Raw genomic sequence first — 16253 nt, forward strand, 5'->3', positions numbered from 1 at the left:
ACGGGTAGCTAGAAGCCATAGTTTACACTGGGCAATTGCGTTGAAGTATTACTCTGCGCGCGCGGCGAAAGTCGGCTTGGTCCCGCACTGTGTGAGTTCACCGGCTCCAGAACCTCGCGGCCGCAGCGTACGGCAGAAACGGCGGGCTGCACCGCAGCACAAAACCTCGGCTGGCTACGTCACACGGCCGAGTTTGCAAAGGGCGCTATCTGCGCAACGCACTAAATCGCTCCGCGATAGGGGCTCTGCGTGGCAGGCGTTGGGCTGAAGCGGTATTTGTTTCGCGGTTTAGGAGGTCGGGTGTGTGCTGTTGGCCGAGGTGATTTTGCCTCGGTTGATAGAGGGTTTTCCCATGACCAATCAGCACCCTGCACCGGCGACACCCCTTCGGGCGCGCATGATCGCGGATATGTCCGCACGCAATCTCGGACCTGCGTCGCAGACCAGCCACCTGCGGGCCTGCAAGCGGTTTGCCTCCTGGCTCGGGCGATCTCCGGAGACAGCTTCACCGGATGACGTGAAGCATTTCCAGCTGCATCTGATCGAGAGCGGGACCAGTATCTGCACCCGCAACCAGACCATGACCGGGCTGAAGTTCCTGTTCCGGGTCACCCTGCGCCGGCATGACCTTGCGGCCGAAGTGTTCCACCTCAAAAAGCCCGTGAAGGTTCCCCTCGTGCTGAGCCGCAACGAGGTCAGGCGCATTCTCGCCATGGCCCCCGGCCTGAAAGCGCGTGTTATGCTGTCACTCGCCTATGGATGCGGCCTGCGGGCAAGCGAGGTCGTCCGGCTGAAGGTCGGCGACATCGACGGGGAACAGAACATTATCCGCATTGTGCAGTCGAAGGGACGCAAGGACCGCAACGTGATGCTGCCCGTTGATATTCTGAGCCTGTTGCGAGTCTGGTGGACCGAACGCCCGACCGTCAACGACAGGGGGGTGTCCGGGCCTGATCGCGCGCTCTTTCCCGGCTATTGCGGGCGGCATCTTTCGGCCAGACAGATCTCGCGGCTGTTCAAGCAGGCAGTGCTGGCCGCCGGGATCACCAAGCCGGTCACTCTGCACACCTTGCGTCACAGCTTCGCGACGCACCTGCTGGAACGCGGCGTGGATATCCGGATCATTCAGGCGCTGCTCGGGCATGCCAAACTCACCACGACGGCGCACTATGCCAGCGTTGCCACCGGCATGATCTCGGCGGTGGAGAGCCCGCTGGACGGCCTGACCGCGGCGAAGCGCAGGAAAGGCGCCTCATAGACTGCGTTGTCCCGGCCGAAGCTGGAGGTTGCGGATATCTTCCGGGTCCATGGTTCTGCCTGGCGGGCGGCCAATGCAGGCCATATCAGCCTCGACCAGTTGAAAGTGATGCACGCCATCACGCGCTGCCGCACGGCAGCGCTCGGCGGCCATGCCGCGCGGTGTGAAGACTGCGGGCATGAACACATCGCCTATAATTCCTGCCGCAATCGCCATTGTCCCAAATGTCAGGCGGGTGCGGCAAAGGTCTGGCTGGCGGCGCGCGAGGCCGAACTGCTGCCCGTGCGGTATTTCCATCTGGTCTTCACCCTACCGAAGCCGATCGCCGACATCGCGCGCACCAACAAGCGGGAGATCTACAACCTGCTTATGCGGGCGAGCGCGGATACGGTGATCCGGGTCGCCGCCGACCCCAAGCACCTCGGCGCCCGGGTCGGCATCACGTCCGTGCTGCACACCTGGGGCTCAGCAATGACGCACCACCCGCATGTCCACATGATCGTGCCCGGCGGCGGCTTGTCTGCGGACGGGGCGCGGTGGATCGACTGCCGCAGGAACTTCTTTTTGTCCGTCCGGGTTCTGTCCCGCCTGTACCGGCGGCTTATTCTGGACGGACTTGCCCGGCTGCACGATGCCGGAACGCTTCAGTTCTTCGGCGATCACGCCGAGCTCGTCGATCGCGCGGTCTTCAACGCCTTCCTGCGACCGCTGCGCAAGATCGACTGGGTCGTCTATGCCAAGGAACCGTTCGCCGGGCCAAAAGCCGTGTTGGCGTACCTATCGCGCTACACGCACAGGATCGCGATCTCAAACAGCCGACTGATCCGGTTCGATGCACACAGCGTGACATTCAAGGTCAAGGATTACCGCGTCAACGGTCCCGGGAGGCATACCACCATGACCCTGAAGACCGGCGAGTTCATTCGGCGCTTCCTGATCCATGTCCTGCCCAAGGGGCAGCATCGCATCCGCCACTACGGCTTCTTCGGGAATGGCAACCGTGCGGCCAATATCGCCAGGATCAGGGAACTGCTCGGGAACGGACAGCCAGGTCCGGATCTCGGGCACGACGGCACGGCCGGTGACACCGATGCACCCGCCCGCGTCCTCGCGCTGCCATGCCCCTGCTGTGGCGGGCGGTTGATCATCTCCGAAACCATTGCGCCAGAACGGTACCCCAGAGCGCCGCCAGGAGCAGCGAGGGCCGCTGCATGACACGCGCGCCAAAGACCGGAAGTCCAATTGCCGCTGCTCACGTTACCGCTTGCGGCCAAGCCGGAATGCCTGCAACCCGGATAGCAGTGGTGCGAAGGTTGTCGGCCCCCGCAAGACGCGGCGCATGCCCATCAAAGCTCGCAGAATCCGTACCGAAGCTGCCTGCAACGAGCGCGCTTGGGCCAACCTGCAGAGCAATAACCAAGGCAATCAACCCCTTCAAATCCCCATAGACCCAGCTGGTCTGCCCAATTCCAACACCGCGATTTCCCGCTTGCGCGCTTCTCCGACGCCAGGCAATGCCGCGCATCATTCAAACGTCGCGCGTGGCGTCCGAGAAACCTGCAGCAACACGGACTTAAGAAGATACCAAAGCAGCACTTGCAATGGATTGCGGCCGACAACGCAGCCGTAAGTTATCGGGCTTGAATGAAACAGTGTGCAATTACTGCTCCCGCGTTCAACGCTAATTCCTAATATATATCAGAGGCTTCGGTGTGTCATTCGGGGACTTCTCCGTCTTTGGGCCTGAAATGCACTGTCTGGATTGGTCCGACGTATTGTTTAAGAAAGGGAAGGCCGAGAACACCTGGCGATCCGGGTGCTGCGCAAGCTGAACTTAACCGAGGTCATCGGCGCCCTGACCGACCTGTTCATCCTGCGAGGACCCCAAAATATGTGCGAAGCGACAGCGGGTCTGAGTTCGCCGCTCAGGCGGTGCGGGATTGGATCGCGGCCGCCGGCGCCAAGACGGCCTGCATTGAACCAGGAAGTCCTTGGGAGAACGGCTATGTTGAGAGCTTTAACGCCCGGTTCCGCGACGAGTTGCTGAACCGTGAAATCTTCTACTCACTGCTTGAAGCACAGATCATCATCAAAGGCCGGAGAAAACACGACAATACCAAACGGCCCTCCCAGTGCCTTGGGCTGCCGACCATCGGCTCCGGAAGCCATCGTCTTGATGGACCACAGGCCTATCATGCACCAACTTTCAATTTGGACCACTTAAGAGATGCTGCTCATTGTCAGGCTCCCGGCAAATGCAATCATGCCGGTTTTTACATGCCCAACTCTGCGGCTTTCCACATAAACCTGAAATCACGGTGGCCGGATCTTGCACAGCTGCGCCAGCCATTACAAAACAACAGGTTGCGCCCACAGCGTTTTCCTCCCCAACTCAGCGGCCGGCAGGGACTTTGGTCGAATACCGCGGCTTCTGCCGATGGGTTAAGCCTTTAGGCAGCACCGGATCGAGTGCCTGCAATCGAAGGTGCATGGCTGCCAGTTCCGCTGCATTTCTTGGATCAATTCTTGGGAGGAATGGAATGAACATCCACACGAAAGGGCTGGCCAATTCGGCACTGGACACTGCGCATCTGGGCGTCGAATTTCCGTTCAAGCCCCGCTATGGCAACTTTATCAATGGCGAATTCATTGAGCCCCGCTCGGGCCTGTATTTCGAGAATACAACCCCGATCACCGGCGATGTGATTTGCGAAATCGCCCGCTCAAACGCCGAGGATGTCGAGGCGGCCCTGGATGCCGCCCATGCGGCGTTTCCGTCCTGGGGCAGGACCTCGACCACCGAGCGCGCCAACATGCTGCTGAAGATCGCCGATATCATGGAGGCGAACACCCAGCTTCTGGCCGCGGCGGAGACGCTGGACAACGGCAAGCCGATCCGCGAGTCGATCGCCGCCGACCTGGCGCTGTGTGTCGATCACTGGCGCTATTTCGCGGGCTGCATCCGCGCCGAGGAAGGCCATATCTCCGAAATCGACGCGGACACCTATGCCTACCACACCCCGGAACCGCTGGGCGTGGTGGGGCAGATCATCCCGTGGAACTTCCCGCTGCTGATGGCGGTATGGAAGCTGGCGCCGGCGCTGGCGGCGGGCAACTGTGTGGTGCTGAAACCGGCGGAGCAGACCCCGGCCTCGATCATGGTGCTGGCGGAGCTGATCGCCGACGTGCTGCCGGCGGGTGTCTTGAACATCGTCAATGGTTTCGGGCTGGAGGCGGGCAAGCCTCTGGCGTCGTCCAGCCGGATCGCCAAGATCGCCTTTACCGGCGAGACTACCACCGGGCGGTTGATCATGCAGTATGCCAGCCAGAACCTGATCCCGGTGACGCTGGAACTGGGCGGCAAGTCGCCGAACATCTTCTTTAAGGATGTGATGGCCGCCGATGACGCCTATTTCGACAAATGCCTGGAAGGCTTCACCATGTTTGCCCTGAACCAGGGCGAGGTCTGCACCTGCCCCAGCCGGGCGCTGATCCAGGAGTCGATCTACGACGACTTCATGGGCCGGGCCATCGAACGGGTGAAGGCGGTGAAGCAGGGCAACCCGCTGTCGATGGACACGATGATCGGCGCCCAAGCCTCGACCGAGCAGAAGGAGAAGATCGCCTCCTACCTGCAGCTGGGCAAGGATGAGGGCGCTGAGCTGCTGACCGGCGGCAATGTCTCCTCCCTGGAGGGGCTGGAGGGCGGCAACTACATCGAGCCGACCGTGTTCAAGGGACACAACAAGATGCGGATCTTCCAGGAGGAAATCTTCGGGCCGGTGCTGTCCGTCACCACCTTTAAGGACGACGCCGAGGCGCTGGAAATCGCCAATGACACGCTTTACGGCCTGGGCGCCGGGGTGTGGACCCGCGACACCAACCGCGCCTTCCGCTTTGGCCGCGGCATTCAGGCAGGCCGGGTCTGGACCAACTGCTATCATGCCTATCCGGCGCACGCGGCCTTCGGCGGCTACAAGCAGTCGGGCATCGGCCGGGAGAACCACAAGATGATGCTGGATCACTACCGCCAGACCAAGAACCTGCTGGTGAGCTACAGCCCCAACGCGCTGGGGTTCTTCTAAGCAACCGCGTGACGGGCGGTCCCGGAATTCCGGGACCGTTTGCTTTTCCATTCAGCCTGGGGAGAGTGCAATGACCGGAACAACCGGCATGACCGTGACAGCAACAGAGGCGGCGCTGGACCTGATCGGCGAACTGAAGTCGCGGTTCGGGGCGGATCTGCTGTTTCACCAGTCCGGCGGCTGCTGCGACGGGTCCGCGCCGATGTGCTTTCAGCAGGGCGATTACATCATCGGCGGCAGTGATGTGCTGGTTGGGGAGATCGGCGGGGTGCCGTTTTACATGAATGCCGATCAGCATGCGCGCTGGCAGCACACCAGCCTGGTGATCGACGCCATCGACGGCATTGGCGGAATGTTCTCGCTGGAAAACGGCAGCGGCAAGCGGTTTCTGACCCGCTCGGACGTCTGCCAGCGCTGAGGCGCACCGCGCCTTGCTCAGGTCAGCGCGCGCCCAAGGAAGCCGCGCAGCTCGCCGGTGTCAATCGGCTTGTGCAGCAGCACCGCGTTCAGCCTTGCGCAGGCTGCCGCCAGGTCCGGTGAGCGGTTGGCGGTTACCAGGCAGGCAGGTACTTGGCCGTGTTGCGCCCGGAGCGCAGCAATTGCATCGGTTCCCAGCGCGCCGTCGTCCAGCTGGTAATCGGCGATGATTGCGTCCGGGCCGATGTCGATTTCCTGCAGAAGCGAACTTGCTTCGGCGCAGCTGGCGCAGGGCAGCACGTTCAGCCCCCAGCCGTCGAGCGTGTTCTCCAGCGCCGCCCTGAGGCCGGCATCGTTTTCGATCAGCACCACAATCCGGTTTTTGAACGGCACCGCGGCGCCGTTACCGGGGGCGGGCAGCGGCGACGGCGCGCGCGCTGCGGTGCTCAGCGGCAGCTCCACCGAAAAGCAGGTGCCGCGCCCGACCTCTGAGGTGAGGTTCAGCGGATGTTTCAGCAGCCGACAGGCCCGCTCAACAATGGCGAGGCCCAGCCCCATGCCGTCCGACGGGCTGGCCTTGGCGTTAAGCCGCTGAAACTCCTGAAATACCCTGTCCTGATGCTCCGTCGGGATGCCAGGGCCGGTGTCACGGACTTCCAGCAGCACCCGGCTGCGGCGTTGCCGCACCCCGATCAGAACCTTACCGCTATCAGTGTAGCGCACCGCGTTGGAGGCGAGATTCTGCAGGATGCGGCGGAGGTAAGCGGCGTCGCTTTCCACCACCGCGCCGCTGCGCACGACCCGGAATTCCAGCCCTTTGAGCCGGGCAACCGGTTCCAGCTCGTCCTTCAGCTGGTCCAGCATGCCGCTCAGGCTGATGGCGGTCCGGTCAATCGCAGCCAGGCCGGAGTCGAGCTTGGAGATGTCCAGAAGGGCGCCGAGGATACGCTCGACCGCGACAAGCGCGTTGCCGGCCTTGGCCGCCCGGTCCCTGAAGCCCGGATCCTGGAGATCATCCTCCAGCGAGCCGACATAAAGCTTGGCGGCGGACAGCGGTTGCAGCAGGTCGTGGCTGGCGGCGGCGACAAACCGCGATTTGGAGGCATTGGCGCGCTCCGCCTCCGACAGCGCGTCCTCCAGCTCCAGCGTCCGTTCGGCCACCCGCTGCTCCAGCGTTTCGTTGACCTGCGAAATAGTGCGGACCGCGGCGCGTTCGGCGGTGACATCGGTAAAGCTGATGACAAATCCCTTGTCGGGCATTTGCTGCGCAAAGACCGCGAGGATGCGGTCGCGGCCCATTCCGATCTCGAATGACAGGGGTGCCCGCTTGGCGCTGCTGGCCACCCAGGCCTCGATCTCCTCCAGCCGGGTGCCGCCCAGGATGCGGATGCTGCCGGCGGCCTGGCGGTAGAGGGTCGCGAAAAACATGCCCAGCTGGAACTTGCCCGCGGGCATCGACAGCAACTCTCCGGCGCGGCGGTTCCAGCCGACCAGGCGGTTTTGGGCATCGAAGATGCAGACACCCTGGTCGAGATGCTCCAGCGTTGCCTTGATGACGCGCGACTGATCGTCCAGCAGCCGCTCGCGCTCCTGCCGCTCCAGCCGCATCATGTCGGTGATATCGGTCTGCAGGATCACGGTGCCGCCGTCGGAGGTGCGGTGCTCGCTGACCTGCAGCCAGCTGTTCCCGGCCATCATCACGTTGAACACCGCATGGTCGTCCTTGTGGCGGGCGATCCGGTAAGCTTCCCAGCCGGCGGCGGTCTCCCCCTCTGGCAGCGCCAGATGAGCGCTGGTCGCCACCAGGTTCACATAGTCGGCAAATTCCAGCCCCGGCCGCAGCAAGTGGTAGATATCGGCCAGGTGCTTGCCAAACCGGGTGTTGCACATGACGAGCACATCCTGTGCGTCAAACAGGGCAAAGCCTTCCTGCACCGTCTCAATCGCATTGGCCAGGTTGGCGCGGGCGGCCTCGGTTTCGGCATTTGCCAGCGCCAGTCTGGCGTTTGATTCATTGAGCAAGTCCAGCGCGTGCTCCAGCTCGCGGGTGCGCACGCGCACCTCCTCCTCCAGCATCACTGCGCGCTGGAACTGGGCATACGCCTCGCCGGAGGCATCCGAGCTTTGCTCGGCCCGGCGCATCAGGGTTTCGACGATTTTCAGAAGCTTCTGGTTCTGCCGTTCCGGCGGGTCACTGGGGTCGATCAGCTCATGCACCATTGCTCAGCCCTCGTCCGGCAGGTAGATCGCCACTCCGGTCAGGGTCTGGTTGACATGCATTGAATTAATCTGCTCGCCATAGGTCGAAAAGCCAACCACCCGGTTGTCGCGCAGGATGCGGGAAATGTCCTGCGAGACCTGTTTTTGCTGCGCTTCCAGCCGCCGCAGGATGCAGTCGCAGGCCAGGATGATCTCGGGGCGGCGCTTGGCGCTGAGGGCGGCCATCTCGCGCTCCAGGTGGGTCACCATGTCCTCCGGCTCTGCCAGGGTCAGCACCACGCCCTCGTCAATGGCGGAGAAGAACACAAGCTCGTCATTGTCGGCGACGCGCTGGATGGCGCGCACGTGGTGCTGGTCGCCGAATTGCACGGCGACGGGGTGCGCGGCAAAGGTGAAGGCGGTCAGCTGCTCCGGGTCCTTGCCCAGCACCCGGGCGTATTCGCGGGCAGCGGGTTCAGCATTGATTTCATGCACCACCCGTCGGGCCGGGTCAGCCCCGGTCACCACCATGCGCTTTTCCGAGGGGATCAGGTGGTCAGTTTTAAACACCTCGATCGGGCAGCGGCTGCGGATCTGGATCAGAATGGCGGCGTTGGAATGAGCCTGGCCGCCATGCAGCACAAAGGTTTTGCCAAAGTTGGTGCCGTCGCCCGCCGAGCCGCCGAAGAAGGCCACCGGCCCCAGCCCGACCGACAATTGCGAGGTCAGCGTGTCTTCCTTGGTGGAGAGCCCATCAACCAGCAGGAAGGTGAAGTCCGAGACCCAGTCCCCGGTGTTCTGCGCCATGTGATTGCGGTTGCGGATCATCCGTTCGATCACGCTGTGCGGATCGAAGCTGTCGAGGTCTTCGATCAGGATGGTGCGGGTCTGGAAATGCGACTGGGCAAAGCCGATGGCGACGATCTCGCCCTCAACATAGCCGGCTGCTGAAATTTCTCCTGCAGAGGTGCAGCCGACAACCTGCGCCGGGGCAAACCGGCGCTGGGCCTCGTCGATCAGCCGCGCAACGTCGGTGTCCGGAGACAGAAACAGAACCACCAGCGATAGGCCATTCGGGTTCAGCGCCTGTGCCAGTTGCTCGACAGCGTCCGCCGCCCGGCAGTCAACCGAGCCGGACCGGACAACCTGCGGTTTCGTCATGGTTGCACCCGACGGACCATGGACAGGGCCCATCGCCTTTCTCCTCCCCGAATTTCGTCCGCCAGACTAGGCGGACGGCGGCGTGTCTTGCAAGACGTTTGCAAAACTCGCCTGCTTGGCGGCCAGCACCGCCTGGGTGCGGCTTTGCACCCCCAGTTTGCGCATGATGGCTGTGATATGCGCCTTGACCGTGGTCTCGGCGATCGACAGGTCATAGGCGATCTGCTTGTTCAGCTTGCCTTCGCAGATCAACTGCAGGATCCGGGCCTGCTGATTGGTCAGCTGCGACAGCCGTTGCAGCACGTCGTTGCTGCTGCCGCCGTTGTCTTCCAGCAATACGTATCCGTCGGGCAGGAACACCTTGCCCTGATTGATCGCCTCTACCGCCTTCTGAAACACGTCGCGCTGGCTGTGCTTGGGAATGAAGCCGTTGGCACCGGCATGGATCACGGAGCTGACAATCCGGTTGTCGGCCATCGAGGAGACGACCAGGATCGGGCAGTCCGTCACCTTGCGCAGGCGCAGCAGCCCGTCCAATCCGTTGACGTCCGGCAGGTTCAGGTCCAGCACCACCAGGTCGATGCGGATACCCCCGCCGATCATGTCGAGCGCGGCCTGCAGGGCCGGCGCGGTGTGCATGCTGCTGATCGCGGTCACCGCCTGCAAGGTCATCGCCAGGGCGTCACAGAACAGCGGGTGGTCATCCACCAGCAGCGCCGCATTGAACCTCGGAGTGGCCGGCGTGTCCGTGTGTGTTGGCATATCTGCACCAGAGCTGTTGTTTTCCTGCCAGCTTAGCAAGCGGGCAGCTGCAGGTGTATACGCCTAAAGTCGCATAAGGCAGGCGCGCCCCGCAGGAGGCGCGCCTGAGTTCGTGTAATGTGCCTTTGACCGGTGCGGGATCAGTCTGCCTGAGCCAGTTGGCGGGGCAGGCGGAAGGTCCAGAGCATGCCGCCCTGGTTCAGGTAGTTGACCTTCTTGGCCACCTCGCCGCCCCACAGCGGCACCGCACCGCCCCAGCCGGAAATGACAGAGACATACTGCTCGCCGTTCTGTTCCCAGGTGATCGGCTGGCCGACAATGCCGGAGCCGGTCTGGAACGACCACAGTTCCTCGCCGGTTTCGTCGTCAAAGGCGATGAAGCGGCCCTCGGGGGTGCCGGTGAACACCAGGCCGCCCGCAGTGGTCATCACCCCGGCCCAGAGCGGTGCGTCGTTCTTGAATTCCCACTTGATCTCGCCGGTGTCCGGGTCGATCGCCTTGAGGCTGCCGATATGGTCCTCGTAGTTCGGCTTGATTGTGAAACCCGCGCCCAGATAGGCGGCGCCCTTCTTGTAGCTGATCGGCTCGTTCCAGATGTCCATGCCCCATTCGTTCGAGGGCACATAGAAGTTGCCGGTGTTCTGCGAGAACGCCATCGGCATCCAGTTCTTGCCGCCCAGGAACGACGGCGAGGCAAAGATCACCTCGCCCTTGTTGCCATCGGCTGCGTCCGCCGGGTTGCCGGGGCGGTTGTCCTCGTTGAACACCGGGCGGCCGGTGTCGTCGATGCGCTCAGCCCAGGTGATGTCCTTGACGAAGGGCGTTGCGCTGACGAATTTACCGTCCTCGCGGTTCAGAACATAGAAAAAGCCGTTGCGGTCGGCAGTGGCAAAGCGCTTGTTGCCGCTGCGGTCGGTGTAGGCGACCACCTCGTTCACGCCGTCATAATCCCAGCCCTCGCGCGGGGTGGTCTGGAAGTGCCACTTGATCTCGCCGTTCGAAGGATCGATGCCGATGCGGCTGGCAGCGTAAAGGTTATCGCCCGCGTTGCCCTCGACCGGGGTGCCCGCGTTGCGCAGGTGGCTGTTCCAGGGCGCCGGGTTGCCGGCGCCGAAGACCAGCGTATCTGTCTCCGCATCATAGGAGCCGCCAAGCCAGGTGGCGCCGCCGCCGGTCTTCCACATGTCGCCCGGCCAGGTGGCGTTCAGGGTGCCGGTCATGGTGCTGTCCTCACCCTTGAAGGTGCCCATGTGGCCCTCGATCACCGGCCGGGTCCAGACCAGCTCGCCGGTTTCAGCGTCGCGCGCCTGCACCTCGCCGACGATGCCGAATTCGCCGCCGGAGTTGCCGGTGATCACCAGCCCGTTGACGATCAGCGGTGCCGCGGTCATCGAATAGCCGGCCTTGTAGTCGGCCACCTTTTTGCGCCATTTCACGTCACCAGTCTTCAGGTCCAGCGCCACGATGCGGGCGTCCAGCGTGCCGAAAAAGAAGGTGTCGCCATAGATAGCGCCGCCGCGGTTCACCACATCGCAGCAGGGCAGGATGCCTTCGGGCAGCCGGGCGTCGTATTGCCAGATCTCCTGGCCGGTCTCGACGTCGATGGCATAAACCCGGCTGTAGGAGCCAGTGATATACATGATGCCATCATAGATCAGCGGCTGGGTTTCCTGGCCGCGCTGCTTCTCGCCGCCGAGGCTGAAGGCCCAGGCAGGCACCAGGTTTGCGACGTTGTCCTTGTTCAAAGTGTCCAGCGGGCTGTAGCGCTGCAGGTGCCGCCCCATCCCGTTGGTGACCACCTGCGTGGTGGTCGTCTGGTCGTTCTTGAGGTCGTCTTCGGTGACCCCGGCGTGGCTGACGCCCGCCATCATGGTCCCTGCGGCGACCGCCGTGATGAAGCGGTTCATGGGCTCCTCCCTTTCATTGGATCCTCAACAGCCACGGCCCGGTGCGGGCTGCCGGCCTGCCACAGTATCCAAAGCGCACCGAAAGAGCGGTATTGCACAATGGTCGTATGCGGGCGGCGGGAGGGGCAGGGCGCAACGCGGCAGAACCCGGCGCCTTGCAGCCCGGGTTTGCGGTGTAATTGCCCGCGATGCGGGCGAGGGCGGTTCAGCCCGGTTTCGCAGCCTTGCGGATCAGCCCGCGCGCCGGGTCGTAACCCCAGACCGCCAGCCCCAGCCAGACCAGCCCGGACAGCAGCACCCAGGCCAGCGCCGCAGTGTTCAGCTGCTGGTAAAGCGCAAAGCGGATCAGCTCGACCGCTTGGCTGAAGGGGTTCACGGCGCAAATGTCACGCAGCAGCGCCGAGCTTTCGGCCATCTTCCACAGCGGGTAGAGCGCGGTGGACAGAAAGAACATCGGGAAGATCACGAAATTCATCACCCCGGCGAAGTTCTCCAGCTGGCGGATCACGGAGGACAGCGCCAGCCCCAGCGCCCCCAGCATCAGCCCGGCCGGGATCAGGGCGGGCAGCAGTGCGGCATAGCCGCCCCAGCTGAAGCGGATGCCGAACATCGCCGCCAGCGCCAGGAAAACATATACCTGAAGGATTGAGATCGCGGTGCTGGCAAGCAGGCGGCAGACCAGCAGCCACCAGCGCGGCAGCGGGCTGGTCAACAGCAGCCGCATCGAACCCATCTCCCGGTCATAGACCATCGACAACGAGCTTTGCATGCCATTGAACAGCAGGATCATGCCGCACAGCCCCGGCACTATATAGACCTCGTAGGTGGTGTAGGTGGCATAAGGCGGGGTGATTGACAGGCCAAGCGCGGCGCGGAAGCCTGCGGCAAAGACAACCAGCCACAGCATCGGCCGTACCAGCGCCGCGACAAAGCGGCCGCGCTGACCGATGAACCGCAGCGCGTCGCGCTGGGTGATGGCCGTCAGGGCTGCCAGCCAGGCGGTCATGCCGCTTGACCCGTCAGCCTGAGAAAATGATCGGCCAGCCCCAGGCCGCCGCGCAGCTGGCGGGCGGTGCCGTCTTGCGCCAGCTTGCCGCGGTGCAGGATCAGCAACTGGTCGGCGTCTTCGACTTCGTCAGTCAGATGGGTCGCCCAAAGGACCGTCAGCCCCTTGTGCCGGGACAGGTCATGCACATGGGCGGTGATCGCGTGCCGGGTGGCCGCATCCAGCCCCACCGTCGGCTCGTCCAGCAGCAGCACCTTGGGATGGTGGATCAGGCTGCGGGCGATCTCCAGCCGGCGGCGGTGGCCGCCATTGAGGTCGCGCACCCGCTCGCCCAGCCGGCCGCGCATCTCCAGCCGCTCCAGCGCGGCCTCGATGCGGGCCTGCGCCCTGGCGCCGCGCAGCCCGTGCAGCGCGGCGAAATAGCTGAGGTTACGCTGCACCGTCAGGTCCAGGTCCAGCGTCGGCTGCTGAAACACCACCCCCATCTGCCGCAGCGCCTTGCGCGGGGCGCGTGCCATGTCGTGGCCGGCAACCTCAATTTTTCCCTGCGGCGCGGTGAACAGCCGGGTGAGCAGCGCAAACAGCGTCGACTTGCCAGCCCCGTTGGGGCCCAGCAGAGCGCAGAAAGTGCCGGGCTCAACCCGAAAGCCGACCCTGTCCAGAGCTTGCCGGGCGCCGTAGGTATAGCTCAGGTTTTCCACCCGCAGCCCGGTCATTGGATGGTGATCTCCAGCCGCTGGGTGTCGCCGGTGGAGCCGGGCACCTTGAGATGGTAATTCCCGGGCTTCAGAGCGATAAAACCGATCTCCATCTCGCCGGCCTCGTCGAACTCGACGCTGTCGAGCCCCAACGGGCGGATCTCAAGGCCCTCCACGACAATCTCGTCAATCCACACCGCGCGGAAGAAATCGGAGCCGGTTAGGGCCAGCTCCTGACTGCCGTCGCCCTGGATTTCGAACTCGTAATAGGTGCCGGATTTCAGCAGCCACGGCGCATCGGTCAGCGGCATCCCCGCCGACAGGGTAATCGGCGGCAGGTCTTCCTTGTTGGCGGCGGACAGCAGCCCGGCGAGGCCGAGGCTGGCCTTGCCCGGATCATCATCGTCACCGGCCAGGGCGGCGGCGGGCAGCGCCAGGCACAGCGCCGCGGCAAAAAGGCGGGGTTTCAGCATCTTGGATCCTCCTGTCAGGATGCGCCGCGCCGCCGGGGCGCGGCAGGTCTCAGGGGCGCAGCGCCGCGCCCCAGGGAAAACGGCCGACCTTGATCGATTTCAGCGCTTGGCGCTGGGCGGTGTCGATCACGGTCACATCGCCGGAAACGCCGTTGGTGGTGAATAGCAGCGACTTGTCTGGCGAAAACGCCATGTGCCAGACCCGGCGGCCGACCAGGATGTAATCCTCCACCTCCAGCGTCTCAGCATTGACCACCGCCACATGGTTGGACGGCCCCAGCGCCACAAAGGCGGTCCTTTCATCGTCGGTGAAGGCAAAGCCCACCGGCTGCACCCTGTCAGGGTGCACCCCCTTGACCTCAAAGGCGATCTTGCCAGTCTCGGCTTGGGTGGCGGTGTCAAAGACCGTGATAGTGCCGCCGATCTCGGACGAGACCCACAGTGCGCTGCCGCCGGCAGTGAATTCAGCGTGGCGCGGGCGGGAATCAACCAGCGTGTTGGCAAACAGCTGTTGCGTCTCCGTGTCGATCCAATGCGCCATGTTGGTGGTCTCGGAGGTGGTGATCGCGATCTTGCCATCAGGCGAGACCGCCATGCCCTCTGGCTCGATCCCGACATTAATCTGGGCGACCACCTTGCGGGTTTCGGTGTCGACCACCGTGGTCACGGCATCATCCTCGTTGGCGATATAAAGATGCCGGTCGTTGGGATGCAGCACGAACTGCTCGGGATCCTCGCCGGAGGGCAGCTCGTGCAGAACTTCCCCGGTAGCGGCGTCCAGAACCTGAACCGTGTCGCTGTCGGAGGCGCAGACATAGACCCGCGAGAAGTCCTTGGAGAAGGTGATGCCGCGCGGCCGCTCTCCTGTTGCGATGGTGCGGACCACCTCCAGCGTGGCGATGTCGATCACGCTGATGGTGTCGTCCTTCTCGTTGGTGACCCAGATTTCCGCGGCGCCAAGAGGCGTGGCGGCGGCCAGAAGTGCCGGAAAGGCCAGCGCGGCAAGAGGTTTAGCAGAAAATGTCATTGGAAGGCTCCGCAGCGGCTTTCGGGTTCATCAAGGCCCAGGGTGTCGAGTTCACTGTGCTGGTGCAGGAAGCCGGGCAAGGGCGCCTGCGCCGCCAGAGCGCGGGGAGTGGCAAGCGGGATCGGCTGGCGCAGCTGGCCGTTCCAGCTGCGGTAGCTGAGCGGACGGCCCTTGAAACCGGCCAGCTCGAACGCGTCCGACAGCAGGTATTGGCGCAAGACGCCCGCGTCGGCTGAGCCGGTGCGGGTCACAGCCTCTCCGATGCTGCGCACCGCGGCCCAGGCGGCGTAATCCCGTGCCAGCATTTTGCGCCCGGCAAGGTCCTGAAACCGCGATTGCAGCTGCGCGGCGCCCCATTGTTCGACAACCGGCGCCCATGTGGTCGGCACCAGGCCTTCGGAGCCGGCAACCGGCCGCGGCAGCCAAGTGTTATAAGGAAGGTAGCGGGCGAAATCCTGCAGCTCATCGGCGACCAGCAGCAGATCGTGGCGGCCCAGCCCCTGCGACATCAGCGGCACCTCCTGGGCGGCGTTGCGGCGCATGTCGGCGCCATAGTCCCAGGTCCGTTCGGCAGTGATTTTTAGCCCGAACTTGGCGGCGCTTTGGCGCAAGGCAGCGGCAAACGCCTGATCCTGCGGGTGGCCGCCGGAGATCAGCGCCAGACCAGTCCAGCGCTTGGACAGCGCAAACTGCATCAGCGCATCGCTGCGCATCAGGTCCGAGGGCAGGGTGTGCAGCAGATTGCGGCGGCAGTCGCCGCTGCGCAGGCCGGTGTCCGGGCTGGCAGTGTTGAACAACAGCGCATCCTGTGCTTCCGGCAGGGCGGCGGCGGCCAGCAGCGCCGGTTTGGGCGCATCCAGTATCAGCAGCGTGCTGCGGCTCAAAGCCGCCCGCGCCGCCGCGGCAAAATCGCCGCCCGGCGGCACCGCCACCGTCTCCAGGCTGTAGTCGTGGCCAAGGAAGCTGCCTGTGGTCCGGTTGTCCGCCAGTCCCAGCCGGGCGCCGGTTTCGCCCAGGTCCGCGGGCGGCGGGTCGAGATTGGAGAGGGTGGGGGGCTGCCGCTCCTGCTGTTTCAGGTAGATGACCGGCACCTCAACCCCGTTGGCAGCGGCAAGGGCGGCGGGCAAAAGGGCTATCAGAAGTGTGATCAGAAAACGCATCAGGGCACCCTGTTCTGGCTGCATGGGCCGAGCGTACTGCCGCCCGCAGCCCTGCGGCCATTGGACCAAGGTCGTAGGCCGCCTGCGCTGTTCTCCAACT

The 16253-nt window shown here is 63.9% G+C and carries 13 protein-coding genes and 1 pseudogene; 5 read left to right on the forward strand and 9 right to left on the reverse strand.

What is annotated here, in order from left to right; translation table 11 throughout:
• Nucleotides 1–352: 352 nt before the first annotated feature.
• The 5 genes and pseudogenes from ACTRWG_RS03090 (at nt 353) to ACTRWG_RS03110 (ending at nt 5761) form a co-directional block, all read left to right on the forward strand.
• Nucleotides 353–1258, forward strand: coding sequence for a tyrosine-type recombinase/integrase (locus ACTRWG_RS03090; protein WP_027234983.1), 906 nt, complete (start codon nt 353–355; stop codon nt 1256–1258).
• A gap of 6 nt (nt 1259–1264) precedes the next feature.
• Nucleotides 1265–2473, forward strand: a complete 1209-nt coding sequence (locus ACTRWG_RS03095; protein WP_462828938.1) for an IS91 family transposase — start codon at nt 1265–1267, stop codon at nt 2471–2473.
• A gap of 580 nt (nt 2474–3053) precedes the next feature.
• A pseudogene (locus tag ACTRWG_RS03100) lies at nt 3054–3482 on the forward strand (integrase core domain-containing protein); the annotation flags it as partial.
• Between the two features lie 316 nt (nt 3483–3798).
• On the forward strand, nt 3799–5343 hold the full coding sequence (gene adh / locus ACTRWG_RS03105) for an aldehyde dehydrogenase (protein ID WP_051357802.1): 1545 nt from the start codon (nt 3799–3801) through the stop codon (nt 5341–5343).
• A 70-nt stretch (nt 5344–5413) separates the two neighbouring features.
• Nucleotides 5414–5761, forward strand: a complete 348-nt coding sequence (locus ACTRWG_RS03110) for a DUF779 domain-containing protein (RefSeq protein WP_209320205.1) — start codon at nt 5414–5416, stop codon at nt 5759–5761.
• A 17-nt stretch (nt 5762–5778) separates the two neighbouring features.
• On the opposite strand, the gene ACTRWG_RS03115 is transcribed toward ACTRWG_RS03110, so the two are convergent.
• The 9 genes from ACTRWG_RS03115 to ACTRWG_RS03155 form a co-directional block, all read right to left on the reverse strand.
• The gene (locus ACTRWG_RS03115) at nt 5779–7980 is read right to left on the reverse strand and encodes a hybrid sensor histidine kinase/response regulator (RefSeq protein ID WP_027236481.1); all 2202 of its coding nucleotides are present in this window, start codon (nt 7978–7980) and stop codon (nt 5779–5781) included.
• Between the two features lie 3 nt (nt 7981–7983).
• Nucleotides 7984–9120 carry an FIST N-terminal domain-containing protein gene (locus ACTRWG_RS03120; protein ID WP_245597375.1) on the reverse strand — a complete coding sequence of 379 codons (1137 nt, stop codon included), beginning with the start codon at nt 9118–9120 and terminating at the stop codon, nt 7984–7986.
• A gap of 66 nt (nt 9121–9186) precedes the next feature.
• Complete coding sequence (locus tag ACTRWG_RS03125) at nt 9187–9882, reverse strand: LuxR C-terminal-related transcriptional regulator (RefSeq protein WP_027236483.1); 696 nt, start codon at nt 9880–9882, stop codon at nt 9187–9189.
• A 140-nt stretch (nt 9883–10022) separates the two neighbouring features.
• On the reverse strand, nt 10023–11789 hold the full coding sequence (locus ACTRWG_RS03130; protein ID WP_027236484.1) for a PQQ-dependent methanol/ethanol family dehydrogenase: 1767 nt from the start codon (nt 11787–11789) through the stop codon (nt 10023–10025).
• Between the two features lie 205 nt (nt 11790–11994).
• Nucleotides 11995–12795, reverse strand: coding sequence for an ABC transporter permease (locus ACTRWG_RS03135; protein WP_027236485.1), 801 nt, complete (start codon nt 12793–12795; stop codon nt 11995–11997).
• The gene (locus ACTRWG_RS03140) at nt 12792–13511 is read right to left on the reverse strand and encodes an ABC transporter ATP-binding protein (protein ID WP_027236486.1); all 720 of its coding nucleotides are present in this window, start codon (nt 13509–13511) and stop codon (nt 12792–12794) included. Before ACTRWG_RS03140 ends, ACTRWG_RS03135 begins: the two co-directional genes overlap by 4 nt.
• Nucleotides 13508–13966 (reverse strand): cupredoxin domain-containing protein, encoded by a 459-nt coding sequence (locus ACTRWG_RS03145; RefSeq protein ID WP_027236487.1) that lies wholly within the window; start codon nt 13964–13966, stop codon nt 13508–13510. The genes ACTRWG_RS03140 and ACTRWG_RS03145 overlap by 4 nt, the downstream gene beginning before the upstream one ends.
• 49 nt (nt 13967–14015) lie before the next feature.
• Nucleotides 14016–14993, reverse strand: a complete 978-nt coding sequence (locus ACTRWG_RS03150; protein ID WP_051357803.1) for a YVTN family beta-propeller repeat protein — start codon at nt 14991–14993, stop codon at nt 14016–14018.
• Nucleotides 14990–16153 (reverse strand): ABC transporter substrate-binding protein, encoded by a 1164-nt coding sequence (locus ACTRWG_RS03155; protein WP_027236489.1) that lies wholly within the window; start codon nt 16151–16153, stop codon nt 14990–14992. The genes ACTRWG_RS03150 and ACTRWG_RS03155 overlap by 4 nt, the downstream gene beginning before the upstream one ends.
• Nucleotides 16154–16253: the final 100 nt, after the last annotated feature.

The organism is Leisingera sp. G5_S3_59_S7 (assembly GCF_054968485.1).

Coding starts and splice junctions, on each gene's coding strand:
- ACTRWG_RS03090 (WP_027234983.1), top strand. CDS start 353: ATGACCAATCAGCACCCTGCACCGGCGACACCCCTTCGGGCGCGCATG.
- adh (WP_051357802.1), top strand. CDS start 3,799: ATGAACATCCACACGAAAGGGCTGGCCAATTCGGCACTGGACACTGCG.
- ACTRWG_RS03110 (WP_209320205.1), top strand. CDS start 5,414: ATGACCGGAACAACCGGCATGACCGTGACAGCAACAGAGGCGGCGCTG.
- ACTRWG_RS03115 (WP_027236481.1), bottom strand. CDS start 7,980: ATGGTGCATGAGCTGATCGACCCCAGTGACCCGCCGGAACGGCAGAAC.
- ACTRWG_RS03120 (WP_245597375.1), bottom strand. CDS start 9,120: ATGACGAAACCGCAGGTTGTCCGGTCCGGCTCGGTTGACTGCCGGGCG.
- ACTRWG_RS03125 (WP_027236483.1), bottom strand. CDS start 9,882: ATGCCAACACACACGGACACGCCGGCCACTCCGAGGTTCAATGCGGCG.
- ACTRWG_RS03130 (WP_027236484.1), bottom strand. CDS start 11,789: ATGAACCGCTTCATCACGGCGGTCGCCGCAGGGACCATGATGGCGGGC.
- ACTRWG_RS03135 (WP_027236485.1), bottom strand. CDS start 12,795: ATGACCGCCTGGCTGGCAGCCCTGACGGCCATCACCCAGCGCGACGCG.
- ACTRWG_RS03140 (WP_027236486.1), bottom strand. CDS start 13,511: ATGACCGGGCTGCGGGTGGAAAACCTGAGCTATACCTACGGCGCCCGG.
- ACTRWG_RS03145 (WP_027236487.1), bottom strand. CDS start 13,966: ATGCTGAAACCCCGCCTTTTTGCCGCGGCGCTGTGCCTGGCGCTGCCC.
- ACTRWG_RS03150 (WP_051357803.1), bottom strand. CDS start 14,993: ATGACATTTTCTGCTAAACCTCTTGCCGCGCTGGCCTTTCCGGCACTT.
- ACTRWG_RS03155 (WP_027236489.1), bottom strand. CDS start 16,153: ATGCGTTTTCTGATCACACTTCTGATAGCCCTTTTGCCCGCCGCCCTT.